General features: G+C 28.2%; 17 protein-coding genes. 3 read left to right on the top strand and 14 right to left on the bottom strand.

Going from position 1 to position 15,769, the window contains the following annotated elements:
* Positions 1-38 precede the first annotated feature (38 nt).
* From AC5SL1_RS05275 to AC5SL1_RS05225, 11 genes are read right to left on the bottom strand one after another with little or no spacing between them, the layout of a single operon-like run.
* A complete protein-coding gene (locus tag AC5SL1_RS05275; RefSeq protein WP_494599356.1) occupies positions 39-1,115 on the bottom strand; it encodes a lycopene cyclase family protein in 1,077 nt (358 codons plus the stop codon).
* Positions 1,102-1,953: a phytoene/squalene synthase family protein gene (locus AC5SL1_RS05270; RefSeq protein ID WP_494572923.1), complete on the bottom strand. Its 852-nt coding sequence runs from the start codon at positions 1,951-1,953 to the stop codon at positions 1,102-1,104. The genes AC5SL1_RS05275 and AC5SL1_RS05270 overlap by 14 nt, the downstream gene beginning before the upstream one ends.
* Complete coding sequence (gene crtI, locus AC5SL1_RS05265) at positions 1,953-3,410, bottom strand: phytoene desaturase family protein (protein ID WP_494599355.1); 1,458 nt, start codon at positions 3,408-3,410, stop codon at positions 1,953-1,955. Before crtI ends, AC5SL1_RS05270 begins: the two co-directional genes overlap by 1 nt.
* A gap of 39 nt (positions 3,411-3,449) precedes the next feature.
* Positions 3,450-3,947, bottom strand: a complete 498-nt coding sequence (locus AC5SL1_RS05260) for a F0F1 ATP synthase subunit B family protein (protein WP_494599354.1) — start codon at positions 3,945-3,947, stop codon at positions 3,450-3,452.
* Positions 3,937-4,527 carry a F0F1 ATP synthase subunit B family protein gene (locus AC5SL1_RS05255; protein ID WP_494599353.1) on the bottom strand — a complete coding sequence of 197 codons (591 nt, stop codon included), beginning with the start codon at positions 4,525-4,527 and terminating at the stop codon, positions 3,937-3,939. Before AC5SL1_RS05255 ends, AC5SL1_RS05260 begins: the two co-directional genes overlap by 11 nt.
* Before the next feature lie 5 nt (positions 4,528-4,532).
* Entirely contained in the window at positions 4,533-4,760 is a 228-nt protein-coding gene (locus tag AC5SL1_RS05250) for a F0F1 ATP synthase subunit C (RefSeq protein WP_006997791.1), read from the bottom strand.
* Positions 4,761-4,779: 19 nt separating this feature from the next.
* Positions 4,780-5,514, bottom strand: coding sequence for a F0F1 ATP synthase subunit A (locus AC5SL1_RS05245; RefSeq protein ID WP_494572919.1), 735 nt, complete (start codon positions 5,512-5,514; stop codon positions 4,780-4,782).
* Positions 5,515-5,526: 12 nt separating this feature from the next.
* On the bottom strand, positions 5,527-5,802 hold the full coding sequence (locus AC5SL1_RS05240) for an AtpZ/AtpI family protein (RefSeq protein WP_494572918.1): 276 nt from the start codon (positions 5,800-5,802) through the stop codon (positions 5,527-5,529).
* Between the two features lie 6 nt (positions 5,803-5,808).
* Positions 5,809-8,382, bottom strand: coding sequence for a chromosome segregation SMC family protein (locus tag AC5SL1_RS05235; RefSeq protein ID WP_494599352.1), 2,574 nt, complete (start codon positions 8,380-8,382; stop codon positions 5,809-5,811).
* 8 nt (positions 8,383-8,390) lie between these two features.
* Complete coding sequence (locus AC5SL1_RS05230; RefSeq protein ID WP_494599351.1) at positions 8,391-8,981, bottom strand: thioredoxin domain-containing protein; 591 nt, start codon at positions 8,979-8,981, stop codon at positions 8,391-8,393.
* Positions 8,978-9,466 (bottom strand): DciA family protein, encoded by a 489-nt coding sequence (locus AC5SL1_RS05225; protein ID WP_494599350.1) that lies wholly within the window; start codon positions 9,464-9,466, stop codon positions 8,978-8,980. Before AC5SL1_RS05225 ends, AC5SL1_RS05230 begins: the two co-directional genes overlap by 4 nt.
* Between AC5SL1_RS05225 and AC5SL1_RS05220 the strand changes: the two genes are divergently transcribed.
* Entirely contained in the window at positions 9,467-10,447 is a 981-nt protein-coding gene (locus AC5SL1_RS05220) for an A/G-specific adenine glycosylase (protein ID WP_494599348.1), read from the top strand.
* Positions 10,447-11,598: an FAD-dependent monooxygenase gene (locus tag AC5SL1_RS05215; RefSeq protein ID WP_494599347.1), complete on the top strand. Its 1,152-nt coding sequence runs from the start codon at positions 10,447-10,449 to the stop codon at positions 11,596-11,598. The genes AC5SL1_RS05220 and AC5SL1_RS05215 overlap by 1 nt, the downstream gene beginning before the upstream one ends.
* On the opposite strand, the gene AC5SL1_RS05210 is transcribed toward AC5SL1_RS05215, so the two are convergent.
* The 3 genes from AC5SL1_RS05210 to AC5SL1_RS05200 all read right to left on the bottom strand — a co-directional run bounded on the left by AC5SL1_RS05210 (position 11,595) and on the right by AC5SL1_RS05200 (position 14,069).
* Positions 11,595-12,665 carry a site-specific DNA-methyltransferase gene (locus AC5SL1_RS05210; RefSeq protein WP_494599346.1) on the bottom strand — a complete coding sequence of 357 codons (1,071 nt, stop codon included), beginning with the start codon at positions 12,663-12,665 and terminating at the stop codon, positions 11,595-11,597. The two genes, AC5SL1_RS05215 and AC5SL1_RS05210, sit on opposite strands and share 4 nt — an antisense overlap.
* A gap of 121 nt (positions 12,666-12,786) precedes the next feature.
* Entirely contained in the window at positions 12,787-13,347 is a 561-nt protein-coding gene (gene rnhB / locus AC5SL1_RS05205; protein ID WP_494586362.1) for a ribonuclease HII, read from the bottom strand.
* Positions 13,347-14,069 carry a uracil-DNA glycosylase gene (locus tag AC5SL1_RS05200; protein WP_494599345.1) on the bottom strand — a complete coding sequence of 241 codons (723 nt, stop codon included), beginning with the start codon at positions 14,067-14,069 and terminating at the stop codon, positions 13,347-13,349. The genes rnhB and AC5SL1_RS05200 overlap by 1 nt, the downstream gene beginning before the upstream one ends.
* An 11-nt stretch (positions 14,070-14,080) precedes the next feature.
* Between AC5SL1_RS05200 and AC5SL1_RS05195 the strand changes: the two genes are divergently transcribed.
* A complete protein-coding gene (locus tag AC5SL1_RS05195) occupies positions 14,081-15,766 on the top strand; it encodes a tetratricopeptide repeat protein (RefSeq protein WP_494599344.1) in 1,686 nt (561 codons plus the stop codon).
* The last annotated feature ends 3 nt before the right edge of the window (positions 15,767-15,769 follow it).

Genomic DNA, 15,769 nt, shown 5'->3' with positions numbered 1-15,769 from the left:
AAACTAAAGAGTGAAAAAAATTGATTTTGTTAATTTGACTATTTATCATTTTTAAATAAAGCTTTAATGAATATCCATTTTGGCATTTTCAATATTACAGATAAGTCTTGGAATAAATTACTTTTATTTGATAAAAATTTTATGACATTCTTAGGTAGACCATTAAACATGTTCATGAATATATTTGGCATTTTATTGGGGTGATTATTAAGCACTCTTAAAAATATTTTATCTAAAAATTTATATTTCGCACCAATATTATATTTTTTACATTCATGGATATTATGAATATTTTTTCTTATATATTTGCTATGTTCTTGAATATTTAAAAAAGTATAACCGGTACTTAGTCTAGTCATTCCCCCGGCGGTACCAATATTCATTATATTTTTTTTATCATTGGTTTTAGGATAAAATAAAGGAATTGCACCTTCCTCTTCATATAACATTTTGTAATCTTTTATATTAAGATGATTAACAATATAATTTTGCAATTGATTATCATAATCTTTTAGTGAATTATTAGCCATTGTTGATAACCAAGTTGTTTCTATTAGTGCTCTATTTTTAGAATATGGAAGTGTATAAAAAAAATGAACACTATCCCTTTGATCACAATCAAAATCCATTAAATTAAAAATTTGGTCATCAAAGTCATTTTTTTTAGTTTCAATTTCAATACCTTTAAAGTGTTGCCATAATTGATTTTGATTAGCTTTAAATGAAGAAACACTATTAAAAATAAAACCTTTATCCAAATTTATTTCCTCAGAACTTTTATAAAAGCTAATATTTTTATTTGTATTTAATTTGCTATTAATTTTTTCATAAAACAAGCCACTATCTATAGTTTCATAAGGCAAATCACTACATTCTATAAATTTAGTTTTATTGGGAATATTAATTGAAAAATTAATCCAACTTTTTTTTACACAATCTGTAAAGTTGTGCTCTAAAGTCTTCCAATAAGACCAAGTTTTATCTCTTTTATATTCTAACCTTGGTTCAATTATTGCTAAAGTTTTGTCTCTAAGCTTATTGTGAATCTCAAGCTCATAGGCTAGGGATAGACCTGCACAACCACCACCAATTATAACGTAATCAAATTCTTTCATCTAAATTTATTTCTTCTTTAATCAAGAGATGTTCTTCTTCTCTTAGATGACTTTTTTCATTCGTAAATGATAATAAAATTAAATCATATATTGAGAGAAATGTTTCAAATAATTTACTAAAATTACTCACATAAATCTTTCCACTTTTATTATAATTATCAATATTTCTTTTTTGTAAAATATTGTCTCCGATTTTTTTATAAATTCTTCTAGCTACCAATATTGCAAATCTAAAGGTAAAAGGAATTTTTTTTATAGAGTTAAAAGAGCTCTCATAGAAAAGGTCAGCTATCCTTAAAGTTTTTTTTATATTCTCAAAGTCATATTCTATGTAAAATCTATTATTATTTGCATCTTCTACAACATCTCTGGATATATTGGTTAGTTGCATCGCTATGCCAAGATCTATTGCAGCTTTCATTGATTTTTTATCTTCAACATTTAAAATTTTTGCCATCATTAAACCGACTGTGCCAGCTACTCGATAAGAATAAATTAATAATTCTTTTTTTGTATTTAGTTTAACTATTTCACTTAGATCAGATTCAATACCATCAAATAAATCATCTATAACCTTTATTGAAATCTTATAATTTTCTATTAAAGACCACATATTTCTAATTACCAAGCTATCAAAATTTTTATTTAAGAACTGACTTTTAAACTCTGATAGTTTTTTTATTTTAATATCTAAATCATTCTTATCATCTGCTATATTGTCTACTGTTCTACAAAAATCGTATAAAGAAGAACAATCTTTGTATGTATTTTTTGGAAGAAAAAAAGCTGCCCAATTAAACGACTTGGCATAAATAGATAAATAATTGTTTTTTAACATTATAATATTTTATCTAAAACTTTTGCTGAAGATAGTACGCCTGGAACTCCTGCACCTGGGTGTGTTCCTGCTCCAACAAAATATAATCCATCATAAATTTCTGATTTATTATGAAATCTAAAATATGCAGATTGAGTAAATTTTGGCTGGATCGAAAAACCTGATCCAAATTTGGTATTTAATTCATTTTCAAAATAATCTGGTGTTAAATAGAAATCTTCAATAATATTTTCTCTAAGATTGGGTAGCAATGCTTTTTCCATCTTATCTATTACTAAATTCTTCATTTTTTCACCTTCAATTTTCCAATCAATTTTGGATTGATTGTTTGGGACTGGCACAAGAACATAGAAACAATCATTTCCCTCAGGTGCCATTGATTTATCTGTAGCTGATGGTCTATGCAGGTAATAACTTATGTCATCGTTTAATTTTTTATTTTCAAAAATATCACTCAGATGTTCTTTGTATTTTTCACCAAATTTGATCGTGTGGTGCTCTACATCTGGGTATGTTTTTTTTGTTCCAAAGTAGTAAACGAATAGGCCCATAGAATACTGCATTCGATTTTGCTTCCATTTAAATAGAGAGCTTGTTTTATTTAGACTTAAAAGTTTTTCATATACAGCAGGAGGATCAGCGTTACATATTACGTTATTTGAATGAATTTCTTTTTGATTATCTAATTTTACTCCACTAATTTTTCCATTATTTGAAATTATTTCTGTAACCTCATGTCCTTTGATTAATTCAATTTCTTGTTCAATCATTAATTTTTCTAAGCCGTTGATTATATTACCAGTTCCACCCATTGAGTAATGAATGCCCCATTTTTTCTCTAGATATAGAATTAATCCGTATATAGAGGTTGTTGTAAAAGGGTTTCCACCAACTAATAGAGGATGCATACTCAGCATACGTCTTAATTTTTCATTTTTTATATATGAAGAAACTAATGAATAAACTGATTTATAGCTTTTAAGCTTTAGTAAAGAAGGTAATTGCTTCATCATCACAAGAGGCTTATCAAATGGAACATCAGCTAGTTCTGTGAAGCCTTTATCAAATATTTTTTTTGTGAATTTTACAAGCTGCTCATAACCTTTTACATCTTCTTTGCTTATTGTCTCAATTTGCCTTTTCATTTGATCTTCATCTCCAGAATAATCAAATACACCTCCATCTTCATAAATGAATCTATACCAAGTTTTTAAAGGAGTGAGTTTTATGTAATCTTGAGACTTTTTATTAAATAAAGTGAAAAGCTCTTCAATTAGATAAGGTGCAGTAATTACTGTTGGACCGCCATCAAAGGTAAAGCCATTTTTTTTAAATACCCTAGCTCTTCCGCCTAAGTCAGGGTGTTTTTCAATTAAAGTTACTTTATGATTTTTAGCTCTTAATCTTAATGCTGCAGCTATACCACCAAACCCAGAACCAATGACTATAGATTTCATTAGGTTAATTTATATTTTTTTTAAAGAATTGTAAGGTAATTATGAGCTTATTTCTTTTAAAGCTATTTTTGTTTCTTCAACATTTTTTTCAAAAAGACCATCAAGTTTTGATTTATCAACAGATGTGTTAATAATTTTTTTAACAGAATCAATAGCGATTTTAATTGAAACATCTTTTATTTCTTTAAGTGCAGCCTCTTTCATTTGTGAAATTTTATTTTCTGCTAATTTCTTTTTAATTTCTGAAGATTTGTGAAATTTATCATTCATTTCGATTATAAGATGTTCACTATCTTTTTTAGCTTGTCGCAAAATATCATTACTTATTGTTTGTGCGGTATCAAGTTTATTTTGAGCGTTATCCAACAAGACTTTCGCTTCTTGTCTTAGCTTTTCACTTTCATCTATTTCATTTTTAATATCAAGGATAAGCTTATTTAAAAGTTCATTAATTTTTTGAGGTATTTTTAAATAAATTAAAACCCCTAAAAATATTAAAAAAGATATAGCTACCCAAAAAGTTCCATCAATTATCATAATATTTAACCATTTTTTTTCTCGAAAGATCTTCTACTATTGCAGAGATGCTACTACTGTTAACTTCAGCCCCTATTAGTTTCTGTAGTAAGTCTGAAGAGGTTTCAACAGCAATCTTCTTAATTTTCTCTGGAGCGCTATCTCTAAAAGTTTTTATTTCAATCTCAGCTTTATTAACTTCTTCATCAAGTTCTTTTTCTAGTGTTTCTTTTTTTACACCAATGTCCTTCAGTACTTCTTCTCTAGCTTGTTTAAAGTAGTTTTTTGCTTCATTTTTGCTGCCTTGTATTATTTTTTCGTATTCTTGAATTTTTTGTTCACTTTCTTCTCTTTGCTTTTCCGCAGCCTCAATGTTTTCTAAAATTTGAGATTTTCTATTTTCTAGATTGGCACTTATTTTTGGAAGTATAAGTTTAGATAAAACAACATATAAAATTCCAAAAGTAATAATCAACCAAAAAATTTGAGAAACCCAAAACTCAGGATTTAATTGAGGCATTCCACCACTTTCAGCTGCAAAAGCTTCCATAAAAAACAGGAAGCTTAAAAATATCGACTGAAAAAATATTTTTTTAATCATTAAATTTAAAATGCAAATAAAATAATTAACGCTACAACTAATCCAAATAGGCCAGTTGCTTCAGCTAAAGCAAAACCTAATAAAAGATTAGGAAATTGTTTTTGAGCTGCAGATGGGTTTCTCATTGCACCAGAAAGGTAATTACCAAAGATAATTCCAATTCCAACACCGGCACCCGCTAGAGCTATTGCTGCTAGTCCTGCCCCGATCATTTTTGCTGCTTCTAATTCCATTATATCCTCCTTATGTTAGTTAATGGTGTAAATTTAATGCATCATTTAAGTAGATGCAGGTTAAGATTGCGAAAACATATGCTTGAAGAAAAGCAACTAATATTTCCAAGCCAGTTAGCGCAACCGAAAAACTCAGTGGAAGCCATCCACCAACTATTCCAAGGCTTATTACAAAGCCTCCGAAAACTTTCATCATAGTATGACCAGCCATCATGTTTGCAAACAAACGAACTGAAAGACTAATTGGTCTACTTAAGTAAGAAATTATTTCTATAACAACTATTAGCGGCAATAGTAAAGCAGGCACCCCGCTAGGCACAAATAATTTTAAATATCCCAATCCATGTTTCATAAATCCAATAATTGTGACTCCCAAAAAAATAAATGAAGCTAAAATAAAAGTAACAATAATATGACTAGTTACTGTAAAGGCGTAAGGGATCATCCCAAACATATTGCAGAATAGTACAAACATAAATATTGAGAAGATAAACGCAAAGTATGGTTTTGCTTTTGATCCTGCTGTATCACTAATCATTTTGGAAACAAAAGTATAGCTTAATTCGGAAAGAAGTTGCATCTTGCTTGGTAGTAAAGAGTTTTTTTTTGACCCTAAATTAAAAACTAATAAGATTGCAAGTGAACTAATCACCATAAACAAACTTGCGTTTGTGAAAGAAATATCTATTGCTCCTAATTTAATTTCTGGTCCAATTCTATAAACTTCGAATTGGTTCATTGGGTTTGTAGCCATAATTTTTTAAGTCTATTTTTGCATATTTTTTGCAGATCTAAATACGTTTATAATTCCAGCAACAACACCTACAAAAAAAAATATTAATATTAACCAGGGTTTAGTACCAAAGGTCTTGTCTAAAATAAACCCTATAATTGTCCCAACTGCCACTGCAGACACTAATTCTGTACTTAATTTAAAGGCAGTTCCAATAGAGGAGGTTGCCTCTTCATTTTTAATAAGATTTTTCTTTGTAAACTTTGTTTTTGCAATCTCCAAGCGAGTTTTAAGGTCTTCTTTTGGCATCAAGTATTATGCAACCATACTTTCAGCTTTTTGTAAATCAACAGCAACCAACTGGCTAATTCCCTTCTCAGGCATTGTAACTCCATAAAGCCTATCCATTTTAGACATTGTTAAAGCGTGGTGGGTTACAATAATAAATTTAGTATCTGTAATTTTAGTTAGCTCTTCTAATAGGCCACAGAATCTTGTGACATTGGCGTCATCTAAGGGTGCATCAACCTCATCTAAAACGCAAATTGGAGAAGGGTTAGTTAAAAAAACAGCAAAGATTAGAGAAAGAGCAGTCAAAGCTTGCTCTCCACCTGATAATAAAGTGATTGATTGAAGTCTTTTACCTGGGGGACTTACTAGCATTTCTAAGCCTGCTTCAAGTGGATCATCAGAGTCAATCAATTCTAATTTAGCATTACCACCATTAAATAGTTTTGTATAAACTTCATTAAATTTTCTATTAACTTTTTCAAAAGCTTCTAATAATCTTTCTCTTCCTTTTTGGTTCAATTCATTGATGCTTTCTTTTAATTTTATAATAGCCGTTACAAGATCCTCTCTATCTTGTTCCATTTTTTTTATTTCAATTTCATATTTACTAGTTTCCTCATCAGCTCTTAAATTAACAGATCCTAATTTCTCTCTTTCATTTTTTTTTTTATCTAAAGCATCTTCTTGTATTGTAGAATTTGGTAACTCTTCAACACCGTTTAAATTTGAGTTTTCAAGAATTTTATCTTCATCAAGATTAAGCTCAGAGCGTACCCTATCAAGTAGATCATCTTTACGTTTTTTTAATCCTTCAATCGTTGCACCAGAACTCGCTTTTCTTTCTCTTATCTGAATAGATTTTTCTTGAACTTCATTTAATTCGAGTCTTAAAGAATTTATTTTTTGGTCTGTTTCTTCTATTATTTTTTCATTTTCAATTTTTTCAGCTGAAGCAATTCGTAAGCCTTCAGTAATCTGACCTTTTCTTTCTGCTTGAGCTTTTGGCTGTTGATCACGTTCATTTAAATTTGATAGTAATTTATTTTTTCTTTCAGTTAATTCTGTAACCATTTTTTGAGAATTTGAATATAAGTTCTTCCAGCTTTCAACTTCTGTTTCTATCGCTTTAATTCGCTCATTTCTTTTTACAGACTCTTTTTTAATTGATTGGTTTTTACTAAAACTATCTGCATATTTTTCTTGTAATAGTTTTATATTTTCATTTTTTTCATTAATATTAGAAAGTTTCTTTTTACTTTCTTCATCTTCAAGGTTATTCAAAAAATCATCTATCTCTATTTGACATCTATCAAGTAAAACAAGTGCCTGACTTACTTCATTATTATTGATTAGCTCTTTTGCTCTTGTTATTGTACTTTTGACATTTCTAATTGGGCCAACACCAATATTTATATTTCCATCGGCAAAAACATTAATTATTTCATCTACTTTTTTTTGTTCCTCTTTTAATTGATTTTTTGCATTTTCAAGATCTTCATTGGAAAGTTTCTCAGTTTCAAAGTACTTGGAGTCAATTTCTATTAATTCAGCTTTTTCTTCTTTCAATCTTTTTTCGTTTGAATTTGCATCAATTACAATCCCTTTTTCCCTATCAATATCCTCTTCAATTATTTTTAAAGATTTTTTAATATTTTCTATCTCATCTTGAGTTCTTACATTTTCTTCATCTAAATTTTGTAATTCTAAATTTAATCTTTGGATTTTAGAGAGATTTTCTATATTTTTTTCTCTTAGTGGTGACACTTTATCAGTTTCAGTTTTAATAGAACCTTCAAACTGAGCTATTTGTTGATTGAAATTGCTTACCTCTCCTTGGGCCTCATTATTAATTTCATTTTCCACCCTAATTTCATTGTCAATTTCTAATAATTTTAAATAATACAAACCTGCTTCAATTTTTTTTATTTCCTCAGAGATTAGTTTGTATTTAGTTGCTTCTTCAGCCTGTTTTTGTAGGTTGGCTAATTGTTTTTCTTGTTGTCTTCTTAATTCATCTGCTCTTTTTAAGTTTGTTTCTGCAGCATTCAATCTAAGTTCCGCTTCATGTCTTCTCACATGTAGACCCGAAATATTTGCTGCCTCTTCCAAAATAGCTCTTCTGTCTGTAGGCTTAGCTGTAACAAGAGCTCCTATACGACCTTGACTTATTATTGATGGTGAGTGGGCACCTGTAGATAAATCTGCAAAAAAAATTTGAGCATCTCTTGCTCTAACTTCTTTGTCATTTATATAAAACTTTGAACCTTTATCTTTTTCAATTTTTCTTCTAATTTCAATTTGGTCTAATTCTTTATATTGCATGGGTCCTTCATGGCTATCGTTATCCAGTGTAATAGAAACCTCCGCTATATTTTTAGATGCTTTATTCGAAGTGCCATTAAAAATAACATCTTCCATACCTGAGCCCCTCATACTTTTAGCAGATGTTTCGCCCATTACCCATCTTAAGGATTCTACAATATTGGATTTGCCACAACCATTTGGGCCGACAATACCTGTCAGGCCATTTTCAATTAAAAAATTTGTTTTTTCGGCAAATGATTTAAACCCATTTAATTGGATTTTTTTAAACTCCATGAACTAACTTATATCAGTTTTTCTAGATATTTTTTTAAATTCTTATAATTTAGGGATTTTTCAAACTTTTTATCGTTTATTATTATCGTAGGAGTAGCATTGACCTTAAATTTTTTAACACCTTCGATTCGGTCATTTAATATGTAATCTTCTATAATTTTATCACTTAAGCATTTATCAAAATCTATGTTTATATTCTCACCTTTTAAGAATTTTTTCAAATATCCTGTAGCTTCTTCTGGTGTTTTTCCTCTAGCCCATTTTTTCTGGCCTGAATATAAAATATTCATAATGCTTGAACTGCCGTCGTTATTACACTGAGCAATTTTTGAGGCATTAAATGCTGCAATATCTAATGGAAAATGTCTAAATTCTATTTTTACCAACCCGTTATCAATGAAGTCTTTCTTAAGTTCTGGATACACGTCTTTATGAAAATTTGCACAGTAGCTACAAGTCAACGACTCGTAAGCAATTATTGTTATTTTAGCACTTTCTTCTCCTTCAGTAATTCTTTTAACAATTTCATTTTCTGCAGCAAACGATTTAGAGGAGAAGATTAAAAATATTATGAATAATGTTGAGGCAAATTTTTTCATCTTTGTTTAAATAATTTAGTTAATTCTAGTAGTGATTTTTTTATTTTATCGTTTTTAATATTATTAATTCTATCTGTATACTTATTATTTGTCACATGATTTTCATTAGCATCTAATTTTTTGAATTTTGTTTGAGCATCATCAAAGCTTATGAATTTCAATTTCTCAACAACGGCATAGCCAAAAAAACTATTCATTTTATCCATTATTATTTTTTTTGAGTATTCTAAATCAATTTCATGTCCCCTCTTTACCATTATTTGAAGAGTGCTTACTCCAAATTTATTCGAATTTTTAAAGGATTTGGGATAGCATATCTGAAAAAGATCATCTCCAACTATATACTTCCAGTTACTAAGTGTTTCAGAAAATATATGACCCTTTTTTTTGATTATTTTTTTAATGTTTTTTGGCAAAGTGTCTTTAAAAGACCTTAAGCCTTGAATAGTTTTAAACCTCTGCTTAGTATTATTTTTAAATTGCATATGACTAAATCCATACTAACAAAAAAAATTCTTTATTGGTACGATAATAATAAAAGATCACTGCCATGGAGAAAAAAACTATCTCAAGTTAAGCGAGAATATTACACGCTAGTAAGTGAATTTATGTTGCAGCAAACGCAGGTTGCAACTGTAATTCCATATTTCAATAATTTTGTAAAAGATATTCCAGATATTAAATCTCTATCAAAAATTAAGGAACATAAACTTTTAAAGTATTGGGAAGGGCTTGGTTATTATTCAAGAGTAAAAAACTTAAAAAAGACTGCACAAATATTAGAAAAAAATTTTAACAGAAGGTTACCAAGCACGATTGACGAATTAAAATTATTACCTGGAATAGGTGACTACACCTCTAATGCAATAATGGCAATTGCCTTTAACAAGCCATTTATTCCCCTGGATGGAAACATTGAAAGAGTAATTAAAAGATTATTAAATTTAAAATTACCCAAAGAAATTACAAAAGATAATCTTGTTAAGAGTAAAAAAATATTAGGTAATTCAACTAGAGCAAGTGATTATGCACAAGCGATAATGGAGCTAGGTGCATTGATTTGTCGACCTAAAAATCCCTTATGTTACCAATGTCCTTTAATTAAAAATTGTAAGTCTTTTAAAAAAAAAGATTTTGAAATAATAAAAGTAAGAAAAAAGAAGATTGATAAATTTTATTTGTTAGAAGTTTATAAAAAGAATAATAAATTTTTACTGATAAAAAATACTAAATTAAATTTTTTAAAGAATTTACAAATATTTCCTATGAAACAAATACCCAAACCTGACAATTCAATAAATGCTTTAAACTTCAAGATATCAAATATGAATATGAATATAATAATCAAGTTTTCTAAGTTAAAGGGTACAATTTCTAACTCTTCTTGGATTGATAGCTCTAAGTTTGAAGATTATACTTTGCCCACATTTACTAAAAAAATTTTTAATTATTTAAAAAAAAATTAATGAAAAATATAGCGATAATAGGAGCGGGTATTTCAGGTCTGTACATTGCAAATCTTTTTAGCCAAAACTCAAATTATAAAATTACAATTTATGAGAAAAATAGTTCTGTTAACTTAGAAAAAGGATACGGTATTCAACTTTCAGTTAATAGCATCAAACTATTAAATCAAATAAATTTCCAAAAAATTAGTGTAGAAGATAAATTTCACCCTCATAAACTAGACTTCTATTCTTTAAAAAATAATAAGAAAATATGTGATTTAGATATATCCATGTTTAACAGTGCTGATACAAAATATACTACCTTGCAGCGCTCTACTTTAATTAATTTCTTAAAAGATGGGCTTCATGAAAATATTATCCATTATAATAAAAAAGTTATAAAAATTAATGAAGAAGCTGAAAATAAAGAAGTTTCTTTTGAGGATGGTTCATCTATTAAATGTGATTACTTAATTATCTCTGATGGAACTTTTTCAAAAACAAAATCATTAATTACCAATAAAGAAATTAAACCAAAGTACTTTAACTCTATTGCCTTAAGAGCAACAATAGACCAGGATGCCCTCAAGGGTATTAACCCAGGGAATATATCTTTATTTTTAGGATTTAATTTACACTCAGTTCTTTATCCAGTTAATAGCAAAGGACAGTTTAATTTCGTTACCGTTCTTAGAAAAAAGCTTAGTACTAAAGAGTTATCGGACTATTCTTTATTTGAGAGCAAAGATTTTACTGCATCTATTATATCTGAAATATCAAAGCAAGTAGCTCCAGAAACAATTAACAATCTAGAAAGTATTAAATGCTTTCCAATATTTGTGAGTTCTAAGGCACATCAACCAAAAAATAAAAATACTTTTATCATAGGAGATGCTTTTTTTGCTTTACCCCCAACTTTTGCTCAAGGTGCCTCTCAATCAATAGAGGTTGCTCATGAACTTTATAAAAATTTAGAAAATGAAAACACTCAATTTAACTCTGAAAGAGTTAAAAGAGTAAGGATGATTGATATGAAATCAAAACTTAATTACTTTGCTTTTCATTTATCCAACCCATTAATAATTTGGATTAGAAACTTAGTAATAAAAAAATTAGTTAAAAATGAAAAATTTATCAACAGCTATCTTGGTAAAATCTATAAAGACTAATTTTTAGAAATTAATCTTTGTCTTAAATTATCAATTGGAACAGAAACACCATTCACTGTGCAATGCCAATAAGTCCATCCATTACAGCTTTCAGAACCCAGTATTGTTGCTGCAACTTTATGAATTGATCCTTCAGCTTGATCATGTTTTATACTTCCATCGGCCATAATTTTTGCAACAATTTTTTTCTTTTGATCAAAAATACTTGTTCCAGGCTTTATTATTCCAAGCTCTACCAGTGATCCAAAAGGTATTCTAGGTTTTGATCTATTATTCTTTAAAGTGTCTAAGAAATCATCTTCTATTGGTTTTGTTTTCTTTAGTCTTTCTTCTGCAGCTTTAAAATAGTTTTTTTCTTTTTCTATACCGTAATAGTTTCTACCTAATTTTTTTGCAACTGTGGCTGTTGTTCCAGATCCTAAGAATGGATCTAGAATTAAATCATTTTTGTTTGATGATGCCAATAAAACTCTATGTAATAGAGACTCTGGTTTTTGAGTTGAGTGAACTTTTATACCATTTTTTTTAAGTCTTTCTGCACCATTACAAATGGGTAAATTCCAATTAGATCTCATTTGTAGATCATCATTTAAACATTTCAAAGATTGATAGTTAAAAGTATATTTTGATTTCTCACTTTTAGAGGCCCAAATTAAAGTTTCATGAGCGTTTGTAAATCTTGTTCCTCTGAAATTAGGCATTGGGTTATTCTTATTCCAGATAACATCATTTAAAATCCAAAAACCCAAGTTCTGTATTGCAGTTCCTACTCTAAAAATATTATGATAGCTTCCTATAACCCAGATGGCTCCGTCCTTTTTTAAAATTCTTTTACATTCAGTAAGCCATTCAATTGTAAACTCATCATATTTTTTAAAGTTTTCAAATTGATCCCATTTATCGTTAACAGCACTGACTTTGCTTCTGTCTGGTCTTGTGAGTGAATTTTTTAGTTGTAAATTGTATGGTGGATCAGCGAAAACAAGATCAAAGGTTTCGCTTGGAATTTTTTTTAATTCCTTGAGACTGTCACCATTAATAATCTTATTTTTAAAATTGTTTTCCATTTTGTATAAAACAATTAGACTCCATACGGATTCTTGCGTCAACCTGAGATTGAAATAACTAGATTCAAATTGTGTCTGAATTTTTTAAGAGAACCAGATGTTGTGCTGTTACACGTGAAAATTATAAAAGATCACAAATAGGTGAGAAAGTTTTTCGATGATATTTAGTAATACCAAATTTCTTAATTGCTTTTAGGTGTTCTTTTGTACCATAACCAGAATTTGTGTCCCAACCATACTGACTAAATTCCTCAGAAAGTTTAGTTATAAATTTATCTCTGCTAACTTTAGCAATGATTGATGCTGCTGAAATACTTGAAATTTTTTGATCACCTTTAATTATATATTTTAAATTATAATTTTTGATTGTGGGCAGTTTATTTCCATCTATTAGCACTAAAGAAGGTTTTTTTTTTAATTTAAGAATTGCTCTTTTCATAGCTAGTAGACTAGCGTGCAGTATATTAATTTTTTCTATCTCCTTAGTAGATGCTTGGCCGATTGCCCATACTGAATTTTGTCTAATATATTTATAAAGCTCGTTTCTTTTTTCTTTTGTTAAACTCTTAGAGTCTTTAAGTAGTTTTTGGTTAATTGAGTTATTTAATATTACAGCAGCTGCATAAACTGGACCAATCAAGCTTCCTCTGCCAACCTCATCAACACCAGCTACAATTTTCATTAAATATTAATCTTTAGATCTATAATTTTTTTTTTAATCCTTTTTAAGTCTTCCCAAGAATATTTTTTATTTTCTGGTGTACGCAAAAGATATGAAGGATTAAAAGTTATAATAACATTATAGCTAGTATTTTTAACAATTATCTCTTTCCACTTTCCTCTTTCATTGGATATTTTACTATTCAGGCCCGTTAAAGACTCCATAGCAGTACTACCCATGAGAATAATTATTTTTGGGTCAATTATTGAAATATGTGTTTGTAGAAATTGTGAATATCTTTTTATTTCAGCTGAAGTTGGTTTTCGGTCTTCAGGAGGTCTAAAATTAACAGCATAAGATGTATAAATATCTTGCTTTTTGATATTAATTGCGAGTAACATTTTTTCTAAAAGATTTCCGACCTCACCTCTAAAAGTCAAACCAGTTTTATCCTCTTCTATTCCGGGAGCTTCACCAATTAACATAATTGAACTATTAATATTTCCATCACCCAAAACAATATTCTTTGAATTATTTTTTAGACTACAATCACTAATTGAGTTTATTTGTTTTTTCAGTTCAGTTAATTGAGTTATTTTATCGATTTTATTTGCCTCTTTTAAATTTAAGTTAGTATCTTTTAATCGATTAATAGGCTTTTCATTAAAAACAAAGTCTGATCCAATTGAGTCTAAGAATTTAGCTTTAAAATTCGAATTTTGATTTATTACTTTTTTAGACATACAATAGTAAAATGTTAGTAAAATTTCTTAAATTTATTTTAATATTATTAATTTATCAAAGCCCATTATACTCAAAAAATAATACTTTAAACGACTTTAATTCACGTTTTTTATCTAATTATTTTTCTGGAATTGTTGCATATGAAAATTCAGATAATTCTCAGGCACTGAAATTTTTTAATTCATCAAAATTTTTAATTAAACAGCATGAAATTTACTTAGAGAAATACACATTTGCATTAGTTTTAAATGGTAAAGTAAAAAAGGCAATCAATCAAATTAAACAAAACTCTACAAAAGATAATTCTAATTTTTTTCAAGCTAATTTATTATTAGCAATAGATAGTTTAAAAAAAGGGGACTATAAAAGTAGTGAGCAATATATTAATAGATCGTACGAGCTTATTAATAATGATAGATTTTCCCTAATTATTGCAGAAATTTTTAAAGAATATCTTTATGTCTTTAATGAGAAAAAAATTCCCAAATCAAAAAAAAAATTTGGCAATTTTTCTTATATCAATGAAGTTTTCCAAAGGTGTTATTTAGGTGATCAAAGTACAAAAACTTACTTTAAAAGATTAATTAATTCTCAAAATGATGCAGATTATTCAAGGTATGCATTTTTTTTTGTGAACTATTTGATAGAAAGTGAAAAATATGATGAGGCAAAGCAAATCACAGATGACTTTGATTATCTAAATTCTTCTCTTTTAATTTCCCAAGGAAAAAAATGGATAGAAGATACAAAATTTAAAAATTTTTTAGATATTTTTTCATGTACTAATTCCAGTGATATTATGGGTGAATTTTTTTTTCTAGTTGCTAATTTATATTCATCTCAAGGGGACTATGAAAAATCAAATTTCTATTTGAATATATCTAATTATTTAAACCCAAAATTTACTTTAAACTTATCTCTTCTAGCAGAAAATTATTATACAAATGAAGATTATGAAAATACTAAAAAGACATTAGAAGTTTTTGATAAAACAAATGAATTTTATTATTGGTTTAAAATAAAGAAAGAAGCACAAATTATATCAAATAATTTGGATAAAGATGTTTCTTTAAAGTTTATTAATTCAAAATTTAAAGGAATTAAAAATCCTAACAAGAAAATGATTTTTGATATTGCAAATTTCAATAAAAATGCAAAAAAATACGCAAAGGCGATAAATTATTATGACCAAATACTCCTAAACATTGATAGTAATTCTGATTTATATGCTGAGATCCTTTACAGGAGGGGAGGAAGTTACGAGCGCTCTGGTGACTATAAAAACGCAGACAACGATCTTTTGAAATCACTAGAAATTAACCCAGATGATGCTTATGTACTAAATTATTTAGCGTATTCGTGGCTTGAGCGAGAATATAAAATAGATACAGCTCTTGAAATGCTAGAAAATGCCTATGCTTCAAGAAGTAATGATCCTTATATAATAGATTCTATTGGATGGGCTTATTTTTTGGTTGGACAATATGAAAAGGCTGAAAACTTTTTAAAAAGAGCTGTTGAATTAATGCCTCAAGATCCAATAGTTAATGATCACTATGGAGATATTCTTTGGAAATTAAATAGAAAAATACAAGCAAGGTATTTTTGGCAATATGTTTTGAAGCTTGAAGAGACAGAAGATGAAATGAAAAAAAACATCAAAGAGAAATTAATTGATGGAATCAAGCAATCTTAACCT

It is taken from the genome of Candidatus Pelagibacter sp. PS_10_02 (assembly GCF_059418005.1).
This window is presented reverse-complemented; position numbering and strand designations above follow the sequence as displayed.

What these genes read in the sequence shown, in the direction of transcription:
- AC5SL1_RS05270 (WP_494572923.1), bottom strand. Translation starts at nt 1,953, where the DNA reads ATGTTAAAAAACAATTATTTATCTATTTATGCCAAGTCGTTTAATTGG.
- AC5SL1_RS05240 (WP_494572918.1), bottom strand. Translation starts at nt 5,802, where the DNA reads ATGCCAAAAGAAGACCTTAAAACTCGCTTGGAGATTGCAAAAACAAAG.
- AC5SL1_RS05250 (WP_006997791.1), bottom strand. Translation starts at nt 4,760, where the DNA reads ATGGAATTAGAAGCAGCAAAAATGATCGGGGCAGGACTAGCAGCAATA.
- AC5SL1_RS05210 (WP_494599346.1), bottom strand. Translation starts at nt 12,665, where the DNA reads ATGGAAAACAATTTTAAAAATAAGATTATTAATGGTGACAGTCTCAAG.
- AC5SL1_RS05215 (WP_494599347.1), top strand. Translation starts at nt 10,447, where the DNA reads ATGAAAAATATAGCGATAATAGGAGCGGGTATTTCAGGTCTGTACATT.
- AC5SL1_RS05245 (WP_494572919.1), bottom strand. Translation starts at nt 5,514, where the DNA reads ATGGCTACAAACCCAATGAACCAATTCGAAGTTTATAGAATTGGACCA.
- AC5SL1_RS05260 (WP_494599354.1), bottom strand. Translation starts at nt 3,947, where the DNA reads ATGATAATTGATGGAACTTTTTGGGTAGCTATATCTTTTTTAATATTT.
- crtI (WP_494599355.1), bottom strand. Translation starts at nt 3,410, where the DNA reads ATGAAATCTATAGTCATTGGTTCTGGGTTTGGTGGTATAGCTGCAGCA.
- AC5SL1_RS05235 (WP_494599352.1), bottom strand. Translation starts at nt 8,382, where the DNA reads ATGGAGTTTAAAAAAATCCAATTAAATGGGTTTAAATCATTTGCCGAA.
- AC5SL1_RS05275 (WP_494599356.1), bottom strand. Translation starts at nt 1,115, where the DNA reads ATGAAAGAATTTGATTACGTTATAATTGGTGGTGGTTGTGCAGGTCTA.
- AC5SL1_RS05225 (WP_494599350.1), bottom strand. Translation starts at nt 9,466, where the DNA reads ATGCAATTTAAAAATAATACTAAGCAGAGGTTTAAAACTATTCAAGGC.
- AC5SL1_RS05255 (WP_494599353.1), bottom strand. Translation starts at nt 4,527, where the DNA reads ATGATTAAAAAAATATTTTTTCAGTCGATATTTTTAAGCTTCCTGTTT.
- AC5SL1_RS05230 (WP_494599351.1), bottom strand. Translation starts at nt 8,981, where the DNA reads ATGAAAAAATTTGCCTCAACATTATTCATAATATTTTTAATCTTCTCC.
- AC5SL1_RS05195 (WP_494599344.1), top strand. Translation starts at nt 14,081, where the DNA reads ATGTTAGTAAAATTTCTTAAATTTATTTTAATATTATTAATTTATCAA.
- AC5SL1_RS05200 (WP_494599345.1), bottom strand. Translation starts at nt 14,069, where the DNA reads ATGTCTAAAAAAGTAATAAATCAAAATTCGAATTTTAAAGCTAAATTC.
- AC5SL1_RS05220 (WP_494599348.1), top strand. Translation starts at nt 9,467, where the DNA reads ATGACTAAATCCATACTAACAAAAAAAATTCTTTATTGGTACGATAAT.
- rnhB (WP_494586362.1), bottom strand. Translation starts at nt 13,347, where the DNA reads ATGAAAATTGTAGCTGGTGTTGATGAGGTTGGCAGAGGAAGCTTGATT.